This is a genomic window from Pseudomonas sp. CFBP 13710 (genome assembly GCF_014842235.1).
Lineage (GTDB): Bacteria > Pseudomonadota > Gammaproteobacteria > Pseudomonadales > Pseudomonadaceae > Aquipseudomonas > Aquipseudomonas baltica.
Genome location: NZ_JACYVJ010000001.1, coordinates 707,761 through 725,588 on the forward strand (window position 1 = coordinate 707,761; position 17,828 = coordinate 725,588).

The 17,828-nt window shown below is 61.6% G+C and carries 14 protein-coding genes; 6 read left to right on the plus strand and 8 right to left on the minus strand.

Translation table 11 applies throughout. The features are described from left to right. Positions 1-70: 70 nt before the first annotated feature. The 3 genes from glgB to IFT44_RS03020 all read right to left on the minus strand — a co-directional run bounded on the left by glgB (position 71) and on the right by IFT44_RS03020 (position 7,757). On the minus strand, positions 71-2,314 hold the full coding sequence (glgB, locus tag IFT44_RS03010; protein WP_192059646.1) for a 1,4-alpha-glucan branching protein GlgB: 2,244 nt from the start codon (positions 2,312-2,314) through the stop codon (positions 71-73). After that, positions 2,311-5,634 carry a maltose alpha-D-glucosyltransferase gene (treS, locus tag IFT44_RS03015; RefSeq protein WP_192175397.1) on the minus strand — a complete coding sequence of 1,108 codons (3,324 nt, stop codon included), beginning with the start codon at positions 5,632-5,634 and terminating at the stop codon, positions 2,311-2,313. The genes glgB and treS overlap by 4 nt, the downstream gene beginning before the upstream one ends. A 95-nt stretch (positions 5,635-5,729) precedes the next feature. After that, entirely contained in the window at positions 5,730-7,757 is a 2,028-nt protein-coding gene (locus IFT44_RS03020) for an alpha-1,4-glucan--maltose-1-phosphate maltosyltransferase (RefSeq protein ID WP_192175398.1), read from the minus strand. Between the two features lie 208 nt (positions 7,758-7,965). Between IFT44_RS03020 and IFT44_RS03025 the strand changes: the two genes are divergently transcribed. The 3 genes from IFT44_RS03025 (at position 7,966) to IFT44_RS03035 (ending at position 11,567) form a co-directional block, all read left to right on the plus strand. Then, a complete protein-coding gene (locus tag IFT44_RS03025) occupies positions 7,966-8,139 on the plus strand; it encodes a hypothetical protein (protein ID WP_192137276.1) in 174 nt (57 codons plus the stop codon). Between the two features lie 99 nt (positions 8,140-8,238). Further along, entirely contained in the window at positions 8,239-9,654 is a 1,416-nt protein-coding gene (gene mapR / locus IFT44_RS03030) for a GntR family transcriptional regulator MpaR (protein ID WP_192059655.1), read from the plus strand. 524 nt (positions 9,655-10,178) lie between these two features. Next, a complete protein-coding gene (locus IFT44_RS03035) occupies positions 10,179-11,567 on the plus strand; it encodes an MFS transporter (protein ID WP_122796998.1) in 1,389 nt (462 codons plus the stop codon). A gap of 52 nt (positions 11,568-11,619) precedes the next feature. Here IFT44_RS03035 and IFT44_RS03040 read toward each other — a convergent pair whose 3' ends face one another. Beyond that, positions 11,620-12,162 (minus strand): hypothetical protein, encoded by a 543-nt coding sequence (locus IFT44_RS03040; protein WP_446730934.1) that lies wholly within the window; start codon positions 12,160-12,162, stop codon positions 11,620-11,622. Between the two features lie 209 nt (positions 12,163-12,371). Between IFT44_RS03040 and IFT44_RS03045 the strand changes: the two genes are divergently transcribed. The 3 genes from IFT44_RS03045 (at position 12,372) to IFT44_RS03055 (ending at position 14,400) form a co-directional block, all read left to right on the plus strand. Next, the gene (locus IFT44_RS03045) at positions 12,372-13,667 is read left to right on the plus strand and encodes an Nramp family divalent metal transporter (RefSeq protein WP_122715514.1); all 1,296 of its coding nucleotides are present in this window, start codon (positions 12,372-12,374) and stop codon (positions 13,665-13,667) included. Positions 13,668-13,802: 135 nt separating this feature from the next. After that, positions 13,803-14,138, plus strand: a complete 336-nt coding sequence (locus tag IFT44_RS03050) for a hypothetical protein (protein WP_122477822.1) — start codon at positions 13,803-13,805, stop codon at positions 14,136-14,138. A gap of 34 nt (positions 14,139-14,172) precedes the next feature. After that, the gene (locus tag IFT44_RS03055; RefSeq protein ID WP_192059657.1) at positions 14,173-14,400 is read left to right on the plus strand and encodes a hypothetical protein; all 228 of its coding nucleotides are present in this window, start codon (positions 14,173-14,175) and stop codon (positions 14,398-14,400) included. Positions 14,401-14,430: 30 nt separating this feature from the next. Here the strand turns inward: IFT44_RS03055 and IFT44_RS03060 are convergent, their stop codons facing one another. The 4 genes from IFT44_RS03060 to IFT44_RS03075 form a co-directional block, all read right to left on the minus strand. Next, positions 14,431-14,661, minus strand: coding sequence for a hypothetical protein (locus tag IFT44_RS03060; protein ID WP_163007557.1), 231 nt, complete (start codon positions 14,659-14,661; stop codon positions 14,431-14,433). A 166-nt stretch (positions 14,662-14,827) separates the two neighbouring features. Next, complete coding sequence (locus IFT44_RS03065; protein WP_192175399.1) at positions 14,828-16,246, minus strand: short-chain fatty acid transporter; 1,419 nt, start codon at positions 16,244-16,246, stop codon at positions 14,828-14,830. Between the two features lie 59 nt (positions 16,247-16,305). Beyond that, positions 16,306-16,962 (minus strand): 3-oxoacid CoA-transferase subunit B, encoded by a 657-nt coding sequence (locus IFT44_RS03070; protein WP_192103484.1) that lies wholly within the window; start codon positions 16,960-16,962, stop codon positions 16,306-16,308. A gap of 38 nt (positions 16,963-17,000) precedes the next feature. Beyond that, positions 17,001-17,699, minus strand: coding sequence for a CoA transferase subunit A (locus tag IFT44_RS03075; RefSeq protein WP_122477814.1), 699 nt, complete (start codon positions 17,697-17,699; stop codon positions 17,001-17,003). Positions 17,700-17,828 lie beyond the last annotated feature (129 nt).

Here is a 17,828-nt window from a genome sequence, read left to right on the forward strand (position 1 = left end):
CTTGGAACACGCAGACTTGATACTCAGTCGAAAAAAAGGGGCTCCGTGAAGGAGCCCCTTTTCATTACCGTCAGCCCTGGATATCGGCCCGCGTAGGACGCAGGATCAATACACCCAGCGGTGGCAGGTTGAGGCTGATGGCGTGAGGTTGGCCATGGCTGCCCTCCTCTTCGGCGAAGACCTTGCCGCCGTTGCCGTAGTTGGAGCCAGCGTACTGCTCGGCGTCGCTGTTGAGCAGCTCTTCCCACTCGCCACCGAACGGCACGCCTACGCGGTAGGCCTCGCGCGGAACCGGCGTGAAGTTGGCAACCACCAGCACCGGCTCGTTATTGGCACTCCAGCGCAGCCAGGCAAAGACACTGTTGGTGGCGTCGTCGCCGATCAACCACTGGAAGCCCTCAGGTTGGCAGTCCTGCTGGTGCAGTGCCGGTACTTCGCGGTACAGCCTGTTGAGGTCGGCGACCAACTGCTGAACACCCTTGTGTTCGGAGTACTCGGTGAGGTACCAATCCAGCTGATGATCGTGGTTCCACTCCCGCCATTGGCCGAACTCGCAACCCATGAACAACAGCTTCTTGCCCGGATGAGTCCACATGAAACTCAGGTAGGCACGCAGGTTGGCAAACTTCTGCCAGCGGTCACCGGGCATCTTGTCGATCAGCGAGTGTTTGCCATGCACGACCTCATCATGGGAAATCGGCAGCACGAAATGTTCTGAATAGGCATACACCAAACCAAAACTGAGCTGCCCGTGATGATGCGGCCTGTGGATCGGATCGTTCTGGACGTAGTTGAGCGTGTCATGCATCCAGCCCATGTTCCACTTGTAGTCGAAACCCAGGCCGCCTTCCTGTGTGGGCTGAGTCACGCCCGGCCATGCGGTGGACTCTTCGGCTATCACCATGGCCCCCGGTGCTTCCTGTTTCACCACGTCATTGAGGTGACGCAGGAACGCGATGGTTTCCAGGTTCTCACGGCCGCCGTACTCGTTGGGCACCCATTCCCCTGACTTGCGCGAATAGTCGCGGTACAGCATCGACGCCACGGCATCGACGCGCAGGCCGTCGATATGGAACTGCTTGAGCCAGTGAACCGCGGAGGCAATCATGAAGCCATGCACTTCAGTGCGGCCCAGGTTGTAGATCAGCGTGTTCCAGTCTTGATGGAAGCCCTCCAGCGGGTTGTCGTATTCGTACAGCGCAGTGCCGTCGAAACGCGCCAGGCCATGCTCGTCGGTGGGGAAATGCGCCGGGACCCAGTCCAGGATCACACCGATTTCAGCTTTGTGGCAGGCATTGACGAACGCCGCGAAGTCCTCCGGCGTGCCATAGCGGGCCGACGGCGCGAATTGCGACAGCGGTTGATAACCCCACGAACCGCCGAATGGGTGCTCCATGATCGGCAGCAGCTCGATGTGGGTGAAGCCCATCTTCTGTACGTACGGAATCAGGCGCTCGGCCAGTTCATGCCAGTTGTAGGGACGAACCACCTCGCCTGCTTCGTCGAGCTCGCACATCCAAGAACCGGCATGCAGTTCGTAGATCGACTGTGGTGCACCCAGGGCGTGGCGCTCGGCGCGGATATCCAGCCAAGCGTTGTCGTCCCAGGCGAACTGCATCGGCTTGGCCACCCGCGAGGCGGTGGACGGCGGCAACTCGGTGCACAGGGCAATCGGGTCGGCCTTGAGCGGCAGAATGCCGTGCTGGCCAAGAATCTCGTATTTGTACGGTTCGCCAGGCTGCAGGCCGGGGATGAACAACTCCCAGACGCCGGCCGGGAAGCGTTGGCGCATTGGATGACGGCGACCGTCCCAGACGTTGAAGTCACCGACCACCGAAACCCGCTTGGCGTTCGGTGCCCAGACGGCGAAGCGCACGCCCTGCACGCCTTCGATTTCAATGAACTGGGCGCCGAAGACGCTGCCCAGGTTGCGATGCTTGCCCTCTGCAAACAGGTAGATGTCCATGTCGCCGAGCAGATTGCCATAGCTGTACGGATCTTCGCTGACCTGCACACCCCCGGCCCACTGCACGCGCAGCAGGTAGGGTTGGCTTTGCTCGATACGGCCGGTAAACAACCCGGGCACGTCGCCCTGGTCGAGGGTCGTCAGTGGATGCCCCCCGTCCTTGGCCAATACCTGCACGCTCAGGGCCGTCGGCAGGTAGGCACGGATGTAGCTGCCTGTGCCGCCATCGCTATGGGCACCCAGAACCGAGAACGGATCGGAATGGTCGGCACGGATCAGCGCCTCGATATCGGCTTTTGCCGGCAACGCGCCGGAATCGCGCTTGCCATGTTCGCTGTGCGCACTCATTGCTTATTCTCCCTCGTACTCAAGAGCCCGAACAGTCCGTGCAAGGGCACGGCCAACCAGCTCGGGCGATTCTCCGCTTCATAAGCGATCTCGTAGGCAGCCTTTTCCAGGCTGAACAAATCCAGTGCCGCGCGCGCGCCGTCCGGGTCCTGCCACTGATGTGGCACGGCCTGGGTCGCCAGGTCGTAGGCGCCGATGAACGCATGGCGGGCCTCGGCCAGGTAGCGCTGGGCCACGCGCTGGCGCGCCGATGCCGCTTCCTCCGAGGCATCGGTGCTTTGTACATTGCGGATCGCCATGGCCGCAGCGTAGTCGAACGAACGCAATACGCCCCCTACATCCTTGTAAGGACTGTATTTCGCGCGGCGCTCTTCGAGTGGCCGTGCAGGCTCGCCCTCGAAGTCGATCAGGTAGGCATCGCCCTGCACCACCAGCATCTGGCCCAGGTGCAGGTCACCGTGGACCCGCATGATCAGACCGCCAGTGGCCTGCGCGCTGAGGCGCTCGACCTGGGCCAGCAACTCGTCGCGTCGGCCCAGCAGCTCGGCCACCAAAGCCTGGTCCTGCTCGGCAAATTCGGCGCGGCGCTGCTCGAGCAGGCCCAGCGCCCGCTCGACCTGGCTGGCGATGCTTGTAGCCCAGCCTTGGGCATCTTTCTGGTTGCTCACCCGGGCGAGGAAATCGGCCTGGGCGCCGGACGCCGCCAGGGCGACGTGCATCTCGCCCAGGCGCTGGCCGAGCATGCCGGCAAAGTCTGCCAGCTCGCCCAGTGCGTCGTAGCGCTGGCCTTGTTCGGAATGGGCGAAGGCCATCTCGTCGCGAATCGCGCGCTCGAGGTTGTTCTGGGTCCATTCCCAGGCGTCGCCCTGATTGTTCAGGTAACCCTGGGCAATCATCAGCAAGTGCGGTGTTCCGCTGGCATCCACACGGCTGACGGACCCCATCAGCGGCGAGATATTGGCGTAGCCCGCGGCGGTCAGGTAGTCGCCCATTTCCAGCTCTGGATGGATGCCACCGCTGACGCGGCGAATCATCTTCAGCACCAGGCTACCGCCAACCACGACCGAGCTGTTGGACTGCTCGGCCGACAGGTAGCGGATCACCGAAGTCTGGTCGAGATTCAGGGCCGTCAGATGCTCGGTGGCCTGGAAGCGGATCTCGCCTTCGCCGGTCGCCAGCGTCTTCTCGACCTGAAGCCCTTCGATCACCGAGTGGATGAAGTTTTCCAGGACGAAGGCGTCGGTGATCAGGCCGACTTCACGGCCGCGACGAACGCGCGACAGCGCCAGTTGCAAGGGCAGCGGCGAACCGCTGTGCTCCTCGGGAATGAAGCCGAACGGAAACTGGTAGCGGCTGGTCTGGCCACCGGCGGTGACCTCCAGCTCACTGAACAGCACCGGGCTTTGCGGCGTGCCGAAGCGCACGCCGTAAGCGATGCGCAGGTTGTCGATGGCGACATCCTTGCCGCCGAACCAGCGCCGCTTGGGCAGGTACTGCAGCAGAGAGGTGTTTTCCAGAGTGCTGCGCGACGGCTCGTCGAGCAACTCCTCCATCCGTTGTTTCAAAACCAGGGTTTGGAAGTCAGGCATGCTTTGGGCCGGTTCGACGTGCCAACTCGGCATCTGGGTTTCGCTGGCCAGCAGGAACCAATAGAAGCCGTAGGGTGGCAAGGTCAGCAGAAAATTCAGCTGACCGATGGGTGGGAAGGCGCTGCCGCCGAGCATCTCTACCGGCACCATGCCGGCGTACGGGGACAGATCCAATTCAGCCGCTTGGGCGGCACGCGAGACGTTGGCTACGCACAACACGATCTCGGTCTTGCCATCGCTGCCGGTGTATTCACGCACGTAGGCCAGGATGCGGCGGTTGGTCGGCGTGAGCATGGTCAGGGTACCGCGGCCGAACGCTTTCTGCTGACGGCGCACGGCGAGCATGCGCCGGGTCCAGTTCAGCAGCGAGTGCGGGTCGTTGGCCTGGGTTTCGACGTTGACCGACTGGTAGCCATAGAGCGGATCCATGATCGGCGGCAGCACCAGGCTGGCCGGGTCGGCGCGCGAGAAGCCGCCGTTTCGGTCGATCGACCACTGCATGGGCGTGCGCACACCGTCGCGGTCACCCAGGTAGATATTGTCGCCCATGCCGATTTCGTCACCGTAATACAGGGTCGGTGTGCCGGGCATGGACAGCAGCAGGCTGTTGAGCAATTCGACCCGGCGGCGATCACGTTCGAGCAGCGGCGCCAGGCGACGACGAATGCCGAGGTTGATCCGCGCGCGGCTGTCGGCCGCGTAGTAGTTCCACAGGTAGTCGCGTTCACGATCGGTGACCATTTCCAGGGTCAGTTCATCGTGGTTGCGCAGAAAGATTGCCCACTGGCAGTTGGCTGGGATAGCAGGCGTCTGGCGCAGAATGTCGGTGACTGGAAAGCGGTCTTCCTGCGCCAGTGCCATGTACATGCGCGGCATCAACGGGAAATGGAACGCCATGTGGCATTCGTCGCCGTTGTCGCCGTGGGCATCGCCGAAGTACAGCTGGGTGTCCTCTGGCCACTGGTTGGCCTCGGCCAGCAGCATGCGGTCCGGGTAATTGGCATCGATCTCGGCACGGATCTGCTTGAGCACCTGGTGGGTCTCGGGCAGGTTTTCGTTGTTGGTGCCGTCGCGCTCGATCAGGTACGGGATGGCATCCAGGCGCAGGCCGTCGATGCCCATGTCCAGCCAGTAGCGCATGACGTCGATGACCGCTTTCATCACTTGCGGGTTGTCGAAATTCAAATCCGGCTGGTGCGAATAGAAACGGTGCCAGAAGTATTGGCCTGCGACGGGGTCCCAGGTCCAGTTGGACTTCTCGGTATCGAGAAAGATGATTCGCGTTCCGTCGTATTTCTCGTCGCTATCGGACCACACGTAGAAATCGCGAGCCTTGGAGCCCTTCTTGGCCTTGCGCGCGCGCTGAAACCAGGGGTGCTGGTCGGAAGTGTGGTTGATCACCAGCTCGGTGATCACACGCAAGCCACGCTTGTGCGCCTCGCTGATGAAGCGGCGAACATCGGCCAACGTGCCGTAGTCCGAGTGCACCGCCTTGTACTCGGCGATGTCGTAGCCGTCGTCGCGACGTGGCGACGGGTAGAACGGCAGCAGCCAAATGGTATTGACGCCCAGATCGGCGATGTAATCGAGTTTGGCGATCAACCCCGGAAAGTCACCGATGCCGTCGTTGTCGGAGTCGAAGAACGACTTGACGTGGACCTGATAGATAACCGCATCCTTGTACCAGAGCGGATCATCGATGAACGCTTGCGACCGAGGCTTTTTCGCCATTGTGGATTCCCTGTAGTGAGCAGCGTGTCTGGAGCGGCTGGACATCGCCTGGAGCAGCGTGAGACACCGAGTGCGACGTACGACGTGGCACTTGCCTACGGCTGTACGCGGGTGATCCTCCAGATGCCGAACGGTTGATAGGCAGGGTCGATCCGCATGAACTGATTCTTGCCGTGCCACGTCCAGCGATGCCCGGTCATCAGGTCTTCGCCGTTGGTGGCCGCATCGTCGTCCAGGCCCAACTCCCACAGCGGCAGCTCGAAATGGGCTTCCTGGACGTTGTGTGGATCGAGGCTCACGGCGACCAGCACATAGTTGCTGCGGTCAGCGGTCCGCTTGCCGAAATACAGGACGTTATCGTTGTAGCACTGAAAGAACTCGACGCCCAGATGTGTTTGCAGCGCCGGGTTCTGACGGCGAATCCGGTTGAGCTGGGCGATCTCGGCAATGATGTTGCCGGGGGCGGTGAAGTCACGCGGGCGGATCTCGTACTTCTCCGAGTCCAGATACTCTTCCTTGCCAGGGATGGGCGCCGATTCACACAGTTCGAAACCCGAATACATGCCCCACAGGCCGGAGCCCATGGTCGCCAGCGCCGCGCGGATGAGGAACCCGGCGCGGCCGTTGTCGTGCAGGAAGAACGGGTTGATGTCCGGCGTGTTGACGAAGAAGTTCGGCCGGTAGCAGTGCGCCCACGGTGCCTGGTTGAGCTGGGTGAAATAGGTGGTCAGCTCCGGCTTGGTATTGCGCCAGGTGAAGTAGGTGTAGCTCTGCGAGTAACCGACCTTGCCCAGGCGCGCCATCATGGCTGGCTTGGTGAACGCCTCTGCAAGGAACATCACGCTGGGGTCCTTGCTGCGGATATCGGCGATCAGCCATTGCCAGAATGGCAGCGGCTTGGTGTGCGGGTTGTCGACGCGAAAGATCTTCACACCTTCCTCGACCCAGCCCCACACCACGTCGCGCAGCTCGGTCCACAGGCCCGGCACTGCGTCGGCAGCGTAGAAGTCGACGTTGACGATGTCCTGGTATTTCTTCGGCGGGTTTTCCGCATAGCGGATGGTGCCGTCCGGGCGCCAGCTGAACCAGCCCGGGTGCTCTTTGAGCCACAGGTGGTCCTGGGAGCACTGGATGGCGAAGTCCAGCGCGATTTCCAGACCGTGCTCGGCCGCCGCGGCCACCAGCCTGCGGAAGTCTTCCCGCGTGCCCAGCTGCGGGTGAATGGCCTCGTGCCCACCCTCGGCGCTGCCGATGGCATAAGGGCTGCCTGGATCGTCCGGGCCGGCGGTCAGGGAGTTGTTCGGGCCCTTGCGGTGAGCGCGTCCGATTGGATGGATCGGCGGGAAGTACAGCACGTCAAAGTTCATGTCGCGAATCATCGGCAGACGGCTGTGCACGTCGTTGAAGGTGCCATGACGAGCTTTGTCATCGGTGATCGAGCGCGGAAACAACTCGTACCAGCTGGCGAACTGCGCGAGTTCGCGTTCTACGTCCAGGGCATATTCGACACTGGAGCAGAGGAACGCGCGCGAGTCCGCCAGGGACATCAGGGCCTGGGTGTCACGCTGCAACAGCAGCGCGACCTTGGCGTCCTGATCCAGCCCCTGCAATTCGTCGTGCAACTGGCGCAGTTGGCGTGCCAGGGTATCCTGGCTGCGGCTGGCGGCCTGCTCGAGGTGCACGCGGCCTTCTTCCAGTTCCAGGTCGATGGTCACGCCAGCGGCGTACTTCTTTTCCAGTTCGTAGCGGTAGCTGGCGAACTGGTCGATCCAGGCGTCGATGCAATAGGCATGGGTGCCGACACTGTCGACGACCAGCTCGGCTTCCCAGCTGTCGTTGCCCAGCTCGCGCATGGCAGTGCTGTGCCAGGTGTCGGTGCCCGCCTCATGCCAGCGCAGGACCACGGCCAGCTTGTCGTGACCGTCAGCGTAGACCTTGGTGCTGACCGTGACCGTCTGGCCGACGATGGCCTTGACGGCAAACTGACCACCGTCAACAACAGGCTGCGTGTCTTCGATCACGATCCGAGGCAGCAGCAGCGCCCGGGACAGGCTCAGCACGTGGTCTGGCGTCTGTTCGTCGGTCGCGTTCTGGTCCGCTTGGAAAGTCTGATCAGCCGTCATCGAGCCTCGCTCCTGTGCGTCACCTGGACGCTGTTGTGCTTGTGCAAGCGGTGAAGTGAACCGGGTTTGTCTTTCGCTTAGGTTCGGAGCCAAGCCTCGAGGGAAAGTTCATATGCTTTTACACGTTGCAACGCGCTTGGACGGACCGAAATCGTTGTAAACGATGTCTACCACAGGCATATGTCCATTACCTACCAGAGGCCGCCCCATGAACCTTCCTCTTCCGCCTGAATCAACGGATCCGAACATCGACAATCCTCCCCTGCCGGACGTGCCACCCACGGTGCCTCAAGACGATCCGGACGGTGTCCCGGTGCAACCGACCGTGCCACCCACCCCGATTGTCGATCCTCCCATCGACCCTGCGCCGATCCAGGCCTGAACCCGGCACTGGTCACCGGCAAGCCATGTGCGCATGGCCTGCCGGCTGTGCGCACCGCTGTGGCATAGTGCGGCCCTCGCCCATGGACCCAGGCCGGTCATGAAACGCTACGAGCAGTTTGCCCACCACATCGCCGAGCTCATTCGCACCGGCGTGCTGAAGCCCGACGAGCGCGTGCCCTCCGTGCGGCATGCCAGCCAGACTCAGGGTGTCAGCCCCTCTACCGTGTTCCAGGCCTATTACCTGCTCGAGCGACGCGGAATGATCCGAGCCCGGCCGCGTTCCGGGTACTTCGTCAATGCGCTGGCCGAACGATCGCTGGAGGAGCCCTCGGCGACCTCGCAGATGCTGGCCGAGTCGACCGATGTCGACGTCAGTGAGCTGGTGTTTTCCATCCTCGATTCGATCAAGGATCCGAACACGGTGCCACTGGGGTCTGCCTTTCCCAGCCCTGACCTGTTTCCATTGCCGCGCCTGGCGCGCTCGCTGGCCAGTACCAGCCGAGCCATGCACCCGCGCGAAACGGTCACCGATCTGTCGCCGGGCAGCCCCGAGCTGCGCCGGCAGATCGCCTTGCGCTACAACATCGCCGGCATCAACCTGCCGGTCGACGAACTGCTGATCACCAACGGTGCACTGGAAGCCCTGAACCTGTGCCTGCAGGCGGTGACCGAGCCAGGTGACATGGTGGCCATCGAGGCACCGGCGTTCTACGCCTGCCTGCAGGTGTTGGAGCGGCTCAAGCTCAAGGCGGTGGAGATTCCCACCCATCCGCGCGACGGGTTGGACGTGGATGCCTTGGCGAAGGCCCTGCAGCGCCTGCCGATCAAGGCGTGCTGGTGCATGCCGACGTTCCAGAATCCGATCGGTGCAAGCATGCCAGAGGCGCGCAAGCGTCAACTGGTAGCGCTGCTGCATGAACACCAGGTGCCCTTGATCGAAGACGACGTGTACGCCGAGCTGTACTTCGGCCAGCACGCGCCGCGCCCGGCCAAGGCCTATGACAGCGATGGCTGGGTGCTGCATTGCGGATCGTTCGCCAAAAGCCTGGCACCCGGGTACAGGATCGGCTGGGTCGCTGCCGGACGCTTTGCGCAGAAGGTCGAGCGCCTGAAGATCATGACCTCGATCTGCGCTTCGGTGCCGGGTCAGGCGGCCATTGCCGACTACCTTCAACACGGCGGCTATGATCGACACCTGCATCGGTTGCGCGGTGCACTGCAGGGCCAGCAGCACGCAATGATGGCAGCCATCGCGCGTTATTTTCCCGAGGACACCCGGGTGAGTCGTCCCGAGGGCGGGTACTTCCTGTGGCTCGAATTGCCGACGAGAGTCGATTCGCTGCAGCTGTTTCGCCTGGCGTTGGCGCAAGGCATCAGCATTGCGCCGGGCCCGATCTTTTCCGCCAGCGGCCGATTCGGCAACTGCATTCGTTTGAACTACGGCTCGCCGATGGGCAAGGTTCAGTTGGCCGCCATGCAGACGCTGGGCAATCTGGTCCGCGAGTTGGCCTGAGCCGGGCGCGCAAGCAGTTGCAGCGAATGACACACCGTGCATTGAACGACGTACTGCGGCGCCTTCTTCGCGGCCGCTGACCGCTCCTACGGGGGATTGGGGTTCTTGGCCGATCGGGGATGCGGTGGAACCCGGATCCTGTAGCAGCGGCGCAAGCCGCGTCCGGGAGCGCTGCAGATCGGGCTGAATCAAAACCAAATGTGTGCGATCAGCGGCTACAATAGCAAGCAAGCTAGGCACCGATCGCGGCCGCGAGTGACCCATCTCATGCACCTATGCAAGGCTCTATTCCGGCACTGTCGGTTGAAACCCGAACCCACTTGGGGCAGTCTTGCATGCACCCCGGCCCACGGACCGCTCCAACCCTGGCATGCAGCCGTATTGACACCCATTCGGCACCACTGCTAAACATTAACTACCCAGTTAGTTTTGCCTCACTCCAGCGCACGCAGCGTCGCCTGCAATGGGGTGAAAACGAAGCCAACGGTTCCAATGCTTCATAATAAAAACAACGGAGACACAGCATGGCGCATGCTCAGTCAGAATCGCACGGCTCGCAGCAAACCAAGAAGGCCACCGCCAGCGGTTGGGTCGGTTCCGCTCTGGAATACTACGACTTCTTCATCTATGCCCAGGCCGCGGCGTTGATCTTTCCGCAAATCTTCTTTCCCAACACCGACCCCAAGGTCGCCATCGTCGCCTCCCTGGCCACCTACGGCGTAGGCTACGTTGCACGCCCCATCGGCGCGTTCTTCCTCGGCCACTGGGGCGATACCCGCGGCCGCAAGAACGTATTGCTGTTGTGCATGTTCCTGATGGGCTTCGCCACCATGGCCGTCGGCCTGCTGCCGACCTACAGCCAGGTCGGCCTCTGGGCACCGGCCATGCTGGTGGTACTGCGCTTGATCCAGGGCTTCGCGGTCGCAGGGGAGATATCCGGAGCCAGTTCCATGGTCCTGGAACACGCGCCGTTCGGACGGCGAGGTTTCTACGCCAGTTTCACCTTGCAGGGCGTGCAGGCCGGACAAATCTTTGCCGCAGCGATTTTCCTGCCGTTGGCCTATTTCATGCCAGACGAAGCGTTCAACTCGTGGGGCTGGCGTATTCCGTTCCTGCTCAGTGCCGTGGTGCTGATCGCCGGCTACATCATTCGCCGCGAGGTCAATGAAACCCCAGCCTTCGAAACTCAGGAAGCGCGCGCCACCATCACCAAGTCGCCGGTCCTGGAGGCTTTCAAGCACAGCTGGCGGAACATGGGTCTGGTCATGTGCATGGCGCTGATGAACGTGATCCCGGTGGTCGCGACCATCTTCGGCGCCGCGTACGCGGTGCAACCGGCCTACGGCATCGGTTTCGCGAAGAGCGTGTACCTGTGGATCCCGGTGATCGGCAACATCGTGGCGGTATGCGTGATCCCGTTCGTGGGTAACCTCTCGGACCGGATCGGTCGCCGTCCGATGATCATCGGTGGCGCACTGAGCTCCGGCATCCTGTCGTTCTTCTACCTGTATGCGATCAGCGTGCATAACGTACCGCTGGCCATCGGCATGTCGATTCTGATGTGGGGCGTGTTCTACCAGGGCTACAACGCGGTGTTTCCAAGTTTCTACCCTGAGCTTTTCGAAACCCGCTACCGCGTCTCGGCCATGGCCATTTCGCAGAATGTCGGCACGCTGATCACCGCCATGCTTCCGGTGCTGTTCGCCGCGATGGCTCCACCGGGCTCCGCCAACATCCCCATGGTAGTGGGTTCACTGGCCTTGGGTGTGTGCTGCATCGCAGCGTTGGCAGCGTTCTGTGCCAAGGAGACCTATCGCATCCCGTTGAACGAGCTGGGCAAGCCAGGCGCCGCTGCAGTGGACTCGCAGGCGTATGAGCGCAGTCGCCAGGAGGCTTTCAGTTCAGTGCGCTGATCTACCCCCGCATCACCCGAAGGCCCCTGCACATGCAGGGGCCTTTTTCGTTCTAACCGCCCGGATTGGTGTACTGCGCATACACCGCGAACACACCCAGCAACACCCACAGCACACTGAACAGGAACGGCGATCTCATGGAGAACAGCAACGCTCCGCGCCAGCGCTTTTCACTCGACTCGCGCTCGCTGAACAGCGGCGACTCGTCATAGGCCGCGCCCATCGCCGGCTCGCTGTCCAACAACTGGCTCTGCTTGAAATGCCAATGGTCGATGATGTCGTAGGCCGAGCGGATGCCCGGCCAGGCATGCAGCGAGCTGACCAGGCCGAACAGCGCCAGCAGCGGCGGCACGACCAAGGTGAACAGCTTGCCCCACTCCGGGTTCAGGTTGGCCATGGACGAGGCATAGGCAATGACCAGGAAAGACTGTGCGGACAGATAGGCGTCGGTGCGGTTGGAAAGAATGGAGGTTTCGTACTGGATCTCCTTGCGGTAGAAGTCCAGGCGATCCTTGGGGCTGCCGAACATCAGCACATCGGCTGCCGCGTCGGCTTTGGCAGGCGTCTGAATGTCATCGACGATGATCTGCGACATGGCTGCATTCCTTTTGCGGTAAGGCTCATCGGAAAGCCTGCGGCGGGATTGGTTCAGCGCAACCGACCGGCGGGTGCGGTCACTAAAAGCGTAAAAATGTGAAATATCCCCTTACACCTTTTTGCAACTTGTCAGGTCATATGACATCCTAACTCATGATTGAATGACCCCCTGATCCATCCACAAAAACAACAAAGGGAATTCACCCAATGACGAGTACCCACTCGCTCGAAAAAAAGGCGGCCGCTCCCACGACTCGCATGGGCCGCCTTGCCAAGATCATCGGACCGGGCATTATCGCCGTGTTGTCATGGCTGGGCGCCGGTGACTTGATCACCTCCTCCGTAGCGGGCGCCAACTACGGCTATGCCATGATGTGGGTGCTGGCAGTGTCGCTGCTGCTCAGATTCCTCATCGTCAACATCATTGCCCGCTTCCAGCTGTGCAACAACCAGGGCATGACCATCCTGCAGGGCTATGCACAACTGCACCCTTTCTTCGCCTGGTTCATGCTGGGCTACGCATTGATCATGGGCCACTTGACCAACGCCTACATGATCAAGGGCGCTGGCGAAGCATTGGCCACCCTGCTGCACATCAATCAACCCCTGCTGGCATCCTTTGCCGTGGTCCTGGGTGTGTGGCTGCTGGTGGGGCGCAACATCTATTCGCTGATCGAAGGCGTGATGAAAGGTCTGCTGGCCTTGATGACCCTGGCGTTCATGGCCTTGGCGATCATGTCCAAACCGGACGTGGGCGGCATCCTGGCCGGGACCATCGGCTTCAGCATTCCACCGGATGAAGGCGTGCATGGCGCGCTGCTGGTCGCGGTATCGGTCATCGGTGCGGTGGCCGGCTCGATCGCCAACTTCGTCCACCCCTACGTAATGCGCCAGAAAGGCTGGGTAGGCCCTGAACACAAGCGCATCCAGCGTAACGACCTGCTGTTCGCGGTGTTCGTCGGCATCATCATCAACCTGGCCATCTGGGTGGTGGGTGCGGAAATCCTGCGTCCCAACGGTATCGAAGTGAAGACCCTGGACGACCTGGGCTCGGCACTGCAGATGTTCTTCGGCACCGGCGGCTGGCTGATCTTCTTCGTCGGCGTGTTCGCCACGCTGTTCGCCAGCATCGCTGGCAAGACCACTGCCTTCCCGATGCTGATCACCGATGCCTTCCAGCACATCCGTCCGGAGCGTCGCGAGAAGTACGGCAAGGAGTTCCATCATGACCCGATGCACAAATGGTTCATGCTGTTCATCCTGGTTACGCCGCTGGTGTGGTCGCTGCCAGGCATGCCCGACTTCGTGACCCTGACCATTGGCGTGAATGCGCTGAACATCATTGGCCTGCCAGTGATTTCCCTTGGCCTGCTGATCATGTCCAACCAGAAGAAGCTGCTCGGTAAATATCGCAACAACTGGTTCGAAAACATCGCGCTGGGCTTCGCCACCATTCTCGCCGTATGGGTCGCGTTCCAGCTGGGCATGCAATTGCTCGCTTGATCGCCCCTTCCCCCCTGTGAGCGGCCGACGGCCGCCCCCACCAAGTTTGCCCGCATGCCGTTCGTCGGCATGCGGGCACCTCCTGGCCTCCCTCATAGCCCAATGCATGAAGCATTCACGAACAAGGAGAGCTCCATGAAAAGCCAGAAATACATCACCACAGCGTTGCTCGCAGGCTTGTTGGCTGCTGCAGCCGTACCGGCCATGGCCGACAACAGCACCGGTCCGACCAACCCAGCCGCCAAGGGCACCGTACCTTCAGCGGTAGGCGTGCCGGCGGGGACCGATAGCGGTATGACCAATCGTAATACCGACGGCACTGCCGCGCCGCGAAACGGCACCAGCACCGACATCAAGCCGCAGAACACCGGCAACCCCGAAGGCAGTTCGATGGGCGGCGCGGTGACCAAGCCTGGTTCGGGCACCATGGACGGTGGCGACGGCACCGGGTCCGAAGGCGGCAAGCGCTGATCGGCCACGCATCCAGCCACCTCGGGAGAACACCATGAGCGAACACACACCTGCACCGAATACGGTCGAGCGTGATACCGACGATTCGCAGAACAACCACCCCAACGACCCGGCACTCGACCCCAAGCCTGACGATGCCGGGGATCCAACCACCCCTGAAGGCAATCGCTTCAGTCCCGATTTCAAATCGGACCCTGAAGTCGACCCCGGCAGTGCGGACGACGAAGAAACCGACGCCGATATCGACACAGCAGGCGGCTGACCCACGCCGCCACCTCGGCTGACCGTTCGCTCAGCGGCTGATACGGCTGCGCTCGTTGCGCACGTCGAATATCAGTTGCCGAGCGACCTCCGAACTGATCAGACCCTGCTCCCTGAAACCCTCGACCTTGCCAATGATCTGCACCGCTGCCTGATCCAGGTCCCTGGACGCTGCGGTATGCAGGTTGCGTATTTCTTGGGAAATGATCCGACTGACCTGTTCACCCTGGTCCGGACCCCCGCCCGCGCCGTTATCAAGCATTTCAAGATCTCCCTTCATCGGTTCACGATGGGTGGGCGTCCAGCCCATACCCCATTCAACCTAGATGTGTACCCCGAGCGCTGGCTACTTCGCAATAGCCACTACGCAAACAATCGCTCGGCGGGAGCATATTCCCGATCAACGTCGCGCGCAGATCACGCCTGTCTCAGGGTGCAACGGGAGGCACATAGGCCAAGGTCGTGCCCAGCGCCCAAAGCAGGAACAGCACCAGGGGCGCATGCACCAGCAGCTGTACGAACGAGAAACCGATCAAGTCACGCGCCTTCAAGCCCAGCACGCCGAGCAGAGGCAGCATATAGAACGGATTGATCAGATTCGGCAAGGCTTCGGCAGCGTTGTAGATCTGCACGGCCCAGCCCAGGTGATATTGCAGCTCGTTGGCCACCTGCATGACGTAGGGCGCCTCGATGATCCACTTGCCCCCGCCCGACGGAATGAAGAACCCGAGCACTGCCGAATAGACGCCCATCAACAGCGCATAGGTATCGTGCGAGGCGATCTGTACGAAGAAAGTTGAGATGTGGTGGGCCAGGGTCTGTGCATCGCCACCCTTGACCGTGGTCATGATCGCGGCGATCGAGCCGTACAAGGGAAACTGGATCAGCACACCGGTAGTGGTCGGGACTGCACGCGCCACTGCATCGAGAAAGCTGCGCGGACGCCAGTGCAGCAGCAGGCCCAGCATGATGAACAGGAAGTTGTAGGTATTGAGCCCGGAGATGGCGGTGATCGCCGGCTTGGTGGAAAACTCGTGGAACAGCCACCCCGCAGCCAGCAACACCAGAAAGATGGTGAGCAGCGGGCTGTATTCCAGCCATTCGCCAGGCCGGCTGCGCTTGTTCAGTGGCGGCAGACTGAAGGCCGGGTCGATGCCGCAGGCCTGGGCGTCCCGGGCAGAGTTGGGGCCCGGCGCCGTGGCGTAGGCCACCACCAGCGAGACCAGCACCAACGCCAGCAGCAATACCCCCGACTGCCACAGGAAGATCGTCTGGGTGAAGGGAATCACGCCCGTGATCGACAGGATCGACGGTGGCAGGCTGGCCGGGTTGGCCTGCAACTGAGCCGCTGAGGACGACAGCCCGAGCGCCCATACCGCGCCCAACCCCAGGTAGGCTGCCGCACCGGCCGCACGGTAGTCCATGCGCAGGTCGGTCCGCCGTGCCAATGCCCGCACCAGCAGCCCGCCGAATACCAGCGACAGCCCCCAGTTGAGCAACGAAGCGACCATCGATATCAACGCCACCCAGGCCACGGCCGAGCGGCCATTGCGAGGGATGCGCGCGAGGCGATCGATCAACTTCACCGCAGGTGGCGAACTGGCGACCACGTAGCCACCAATCACCACGAAGGCCATCTGCATGGTGAACGGGATCAGGCTCCAGAATCCGTCGCCAAAGGCTGTTGCCGTTGCGGTCGGCGTGCCGCCGATGGCCAGTGCTCCCAGTGCCACCAGCAACACCGCAACGGCGGCGAATACGTAGGAATCAGGGAACCAGCGCTCGGCCCAGCTCGAACAGCGCAGGGCGAAGCGAGCGTAGCGGCTCTCTTCAAGTTGTGCAGACATGGTGGTGTTTCCCTTGTTCTTATAAGTATGAGATCGGCTATGGATGGTGCAGCAGGTGCTCAGAAGCTCATTTCAACGACGTCATCGGCAATGATCAGCTTGCCGGCCGTCTTCGACTTGATCTCATCGATACTGACACCAGGCGCACGCTCCTTGAGAATGAACGCGCCGTCTTCGATCTCCAGGTAGGCCAGGTCCGTGAGTACCTTGCGAATGCACCCGGCACCGGTCAGCGGCAGCGTGCACAACGGCAGCAGTTTCGACTCGCCATCCTTGGAGGCATGGGTCATGGTGACGATGATGTTTTCTGCCCCGGCCACCAGGTCCATCGCCCCACCCATACCCTTCACCAGCTTGCCGGGGATCATCCACGAGGCAATGTTGCCCTGTACGTCCACTTCGAAAGCACCGAGCACGGTGAGGTCGACATGGCCGCCGCGGATCATCGCAAACGACTGCGCAGAGTCGAAGATGGACGCGCCGGCGCGGGCCGTCACGGTCTGTTTGCCAGCGTTGATCATGTCGGCGTCGACGGTAGCCTCGGTGGGAAATTCGCCCATGCCCAGCAGACCGTTTTCCGACTGCAGCATGACGTCGATGCCAGCCGGCACGTAGTTGGCCACCAGGGTAGGTATGCCGATCCCCAGGTTCACGTAGAAACCGTCTTGCAGTTCGCGCGCCACGCGCTGGGCCATCTGTTCGCGAGTAAGTGCCATTTGGAATACCTCTTGTGTAGCGGAGCAGATGGGAGCAATCAGGCCTTGAGGGTGCGCTTTTCGATGCGCTTCTCGAAGGTGCCCTGGATCACTCGGTCGACGTAGATGCCTGGCGTGTGGATGTGCTCGGGCAGGAGCACGCCGGGTTCGACGATTTCTTCGACCTCGACCACGGTGATGCGCCCGGCGCTTGCCGCCAGCGGGTTGAAGTTCTGTGCGGTGTGACGATAGATGACGTTGCCGAAATGGTCGGCCTTCCAGCCCTTGACGATGGCGAAGTCGCCGGTGATGGCCTGCTCCAGAATGTACTGGCGGCCATTGAATTCACGTATTTCCTTGCCTTGCGCTATCGGTGTGCCGTAGCCGGTAGCCGTGAAGAACGCGGGGATGCCGGCGCCGCCTGCGCGCATCTTTTCCGCCAGGGTGCCTTGAGGGGTGAGTTCGACTTCCAGCTCGCCATCGAGCAACTGCCGCTCGAACAGGGCGTTCTCGCCGACATAGGAGGCGATCATCTTGCGAATCTGCCGGTCTTCGAGCAGCACGCCAAGGCCAAAGCCATCAACGCCACAGTTGTTGGACACCACCGTAAGGTCGCGGACACCCAGTCGCTTGATTTCGGCAATGAGGTTTTCCGGAATGCCACACAGGCCGAACCCACCGGCCAGTACGGTCATGCCATCACGCAGGCCTTCGAGTGCCTGGGCATAGGTTGCCACTCGTTTATCGAGTCCAGCCATGATTGTTCGCCTTGTTTTGTTTGTTATGGCGCCGTCACGTCGGCAACGGCAAGCGTGACGGTATCTTCTCCCCACGATGGTAATTTGTTAATTTTGTTTTTCTTGGGGATTGATTGGTTTTGCAAATAG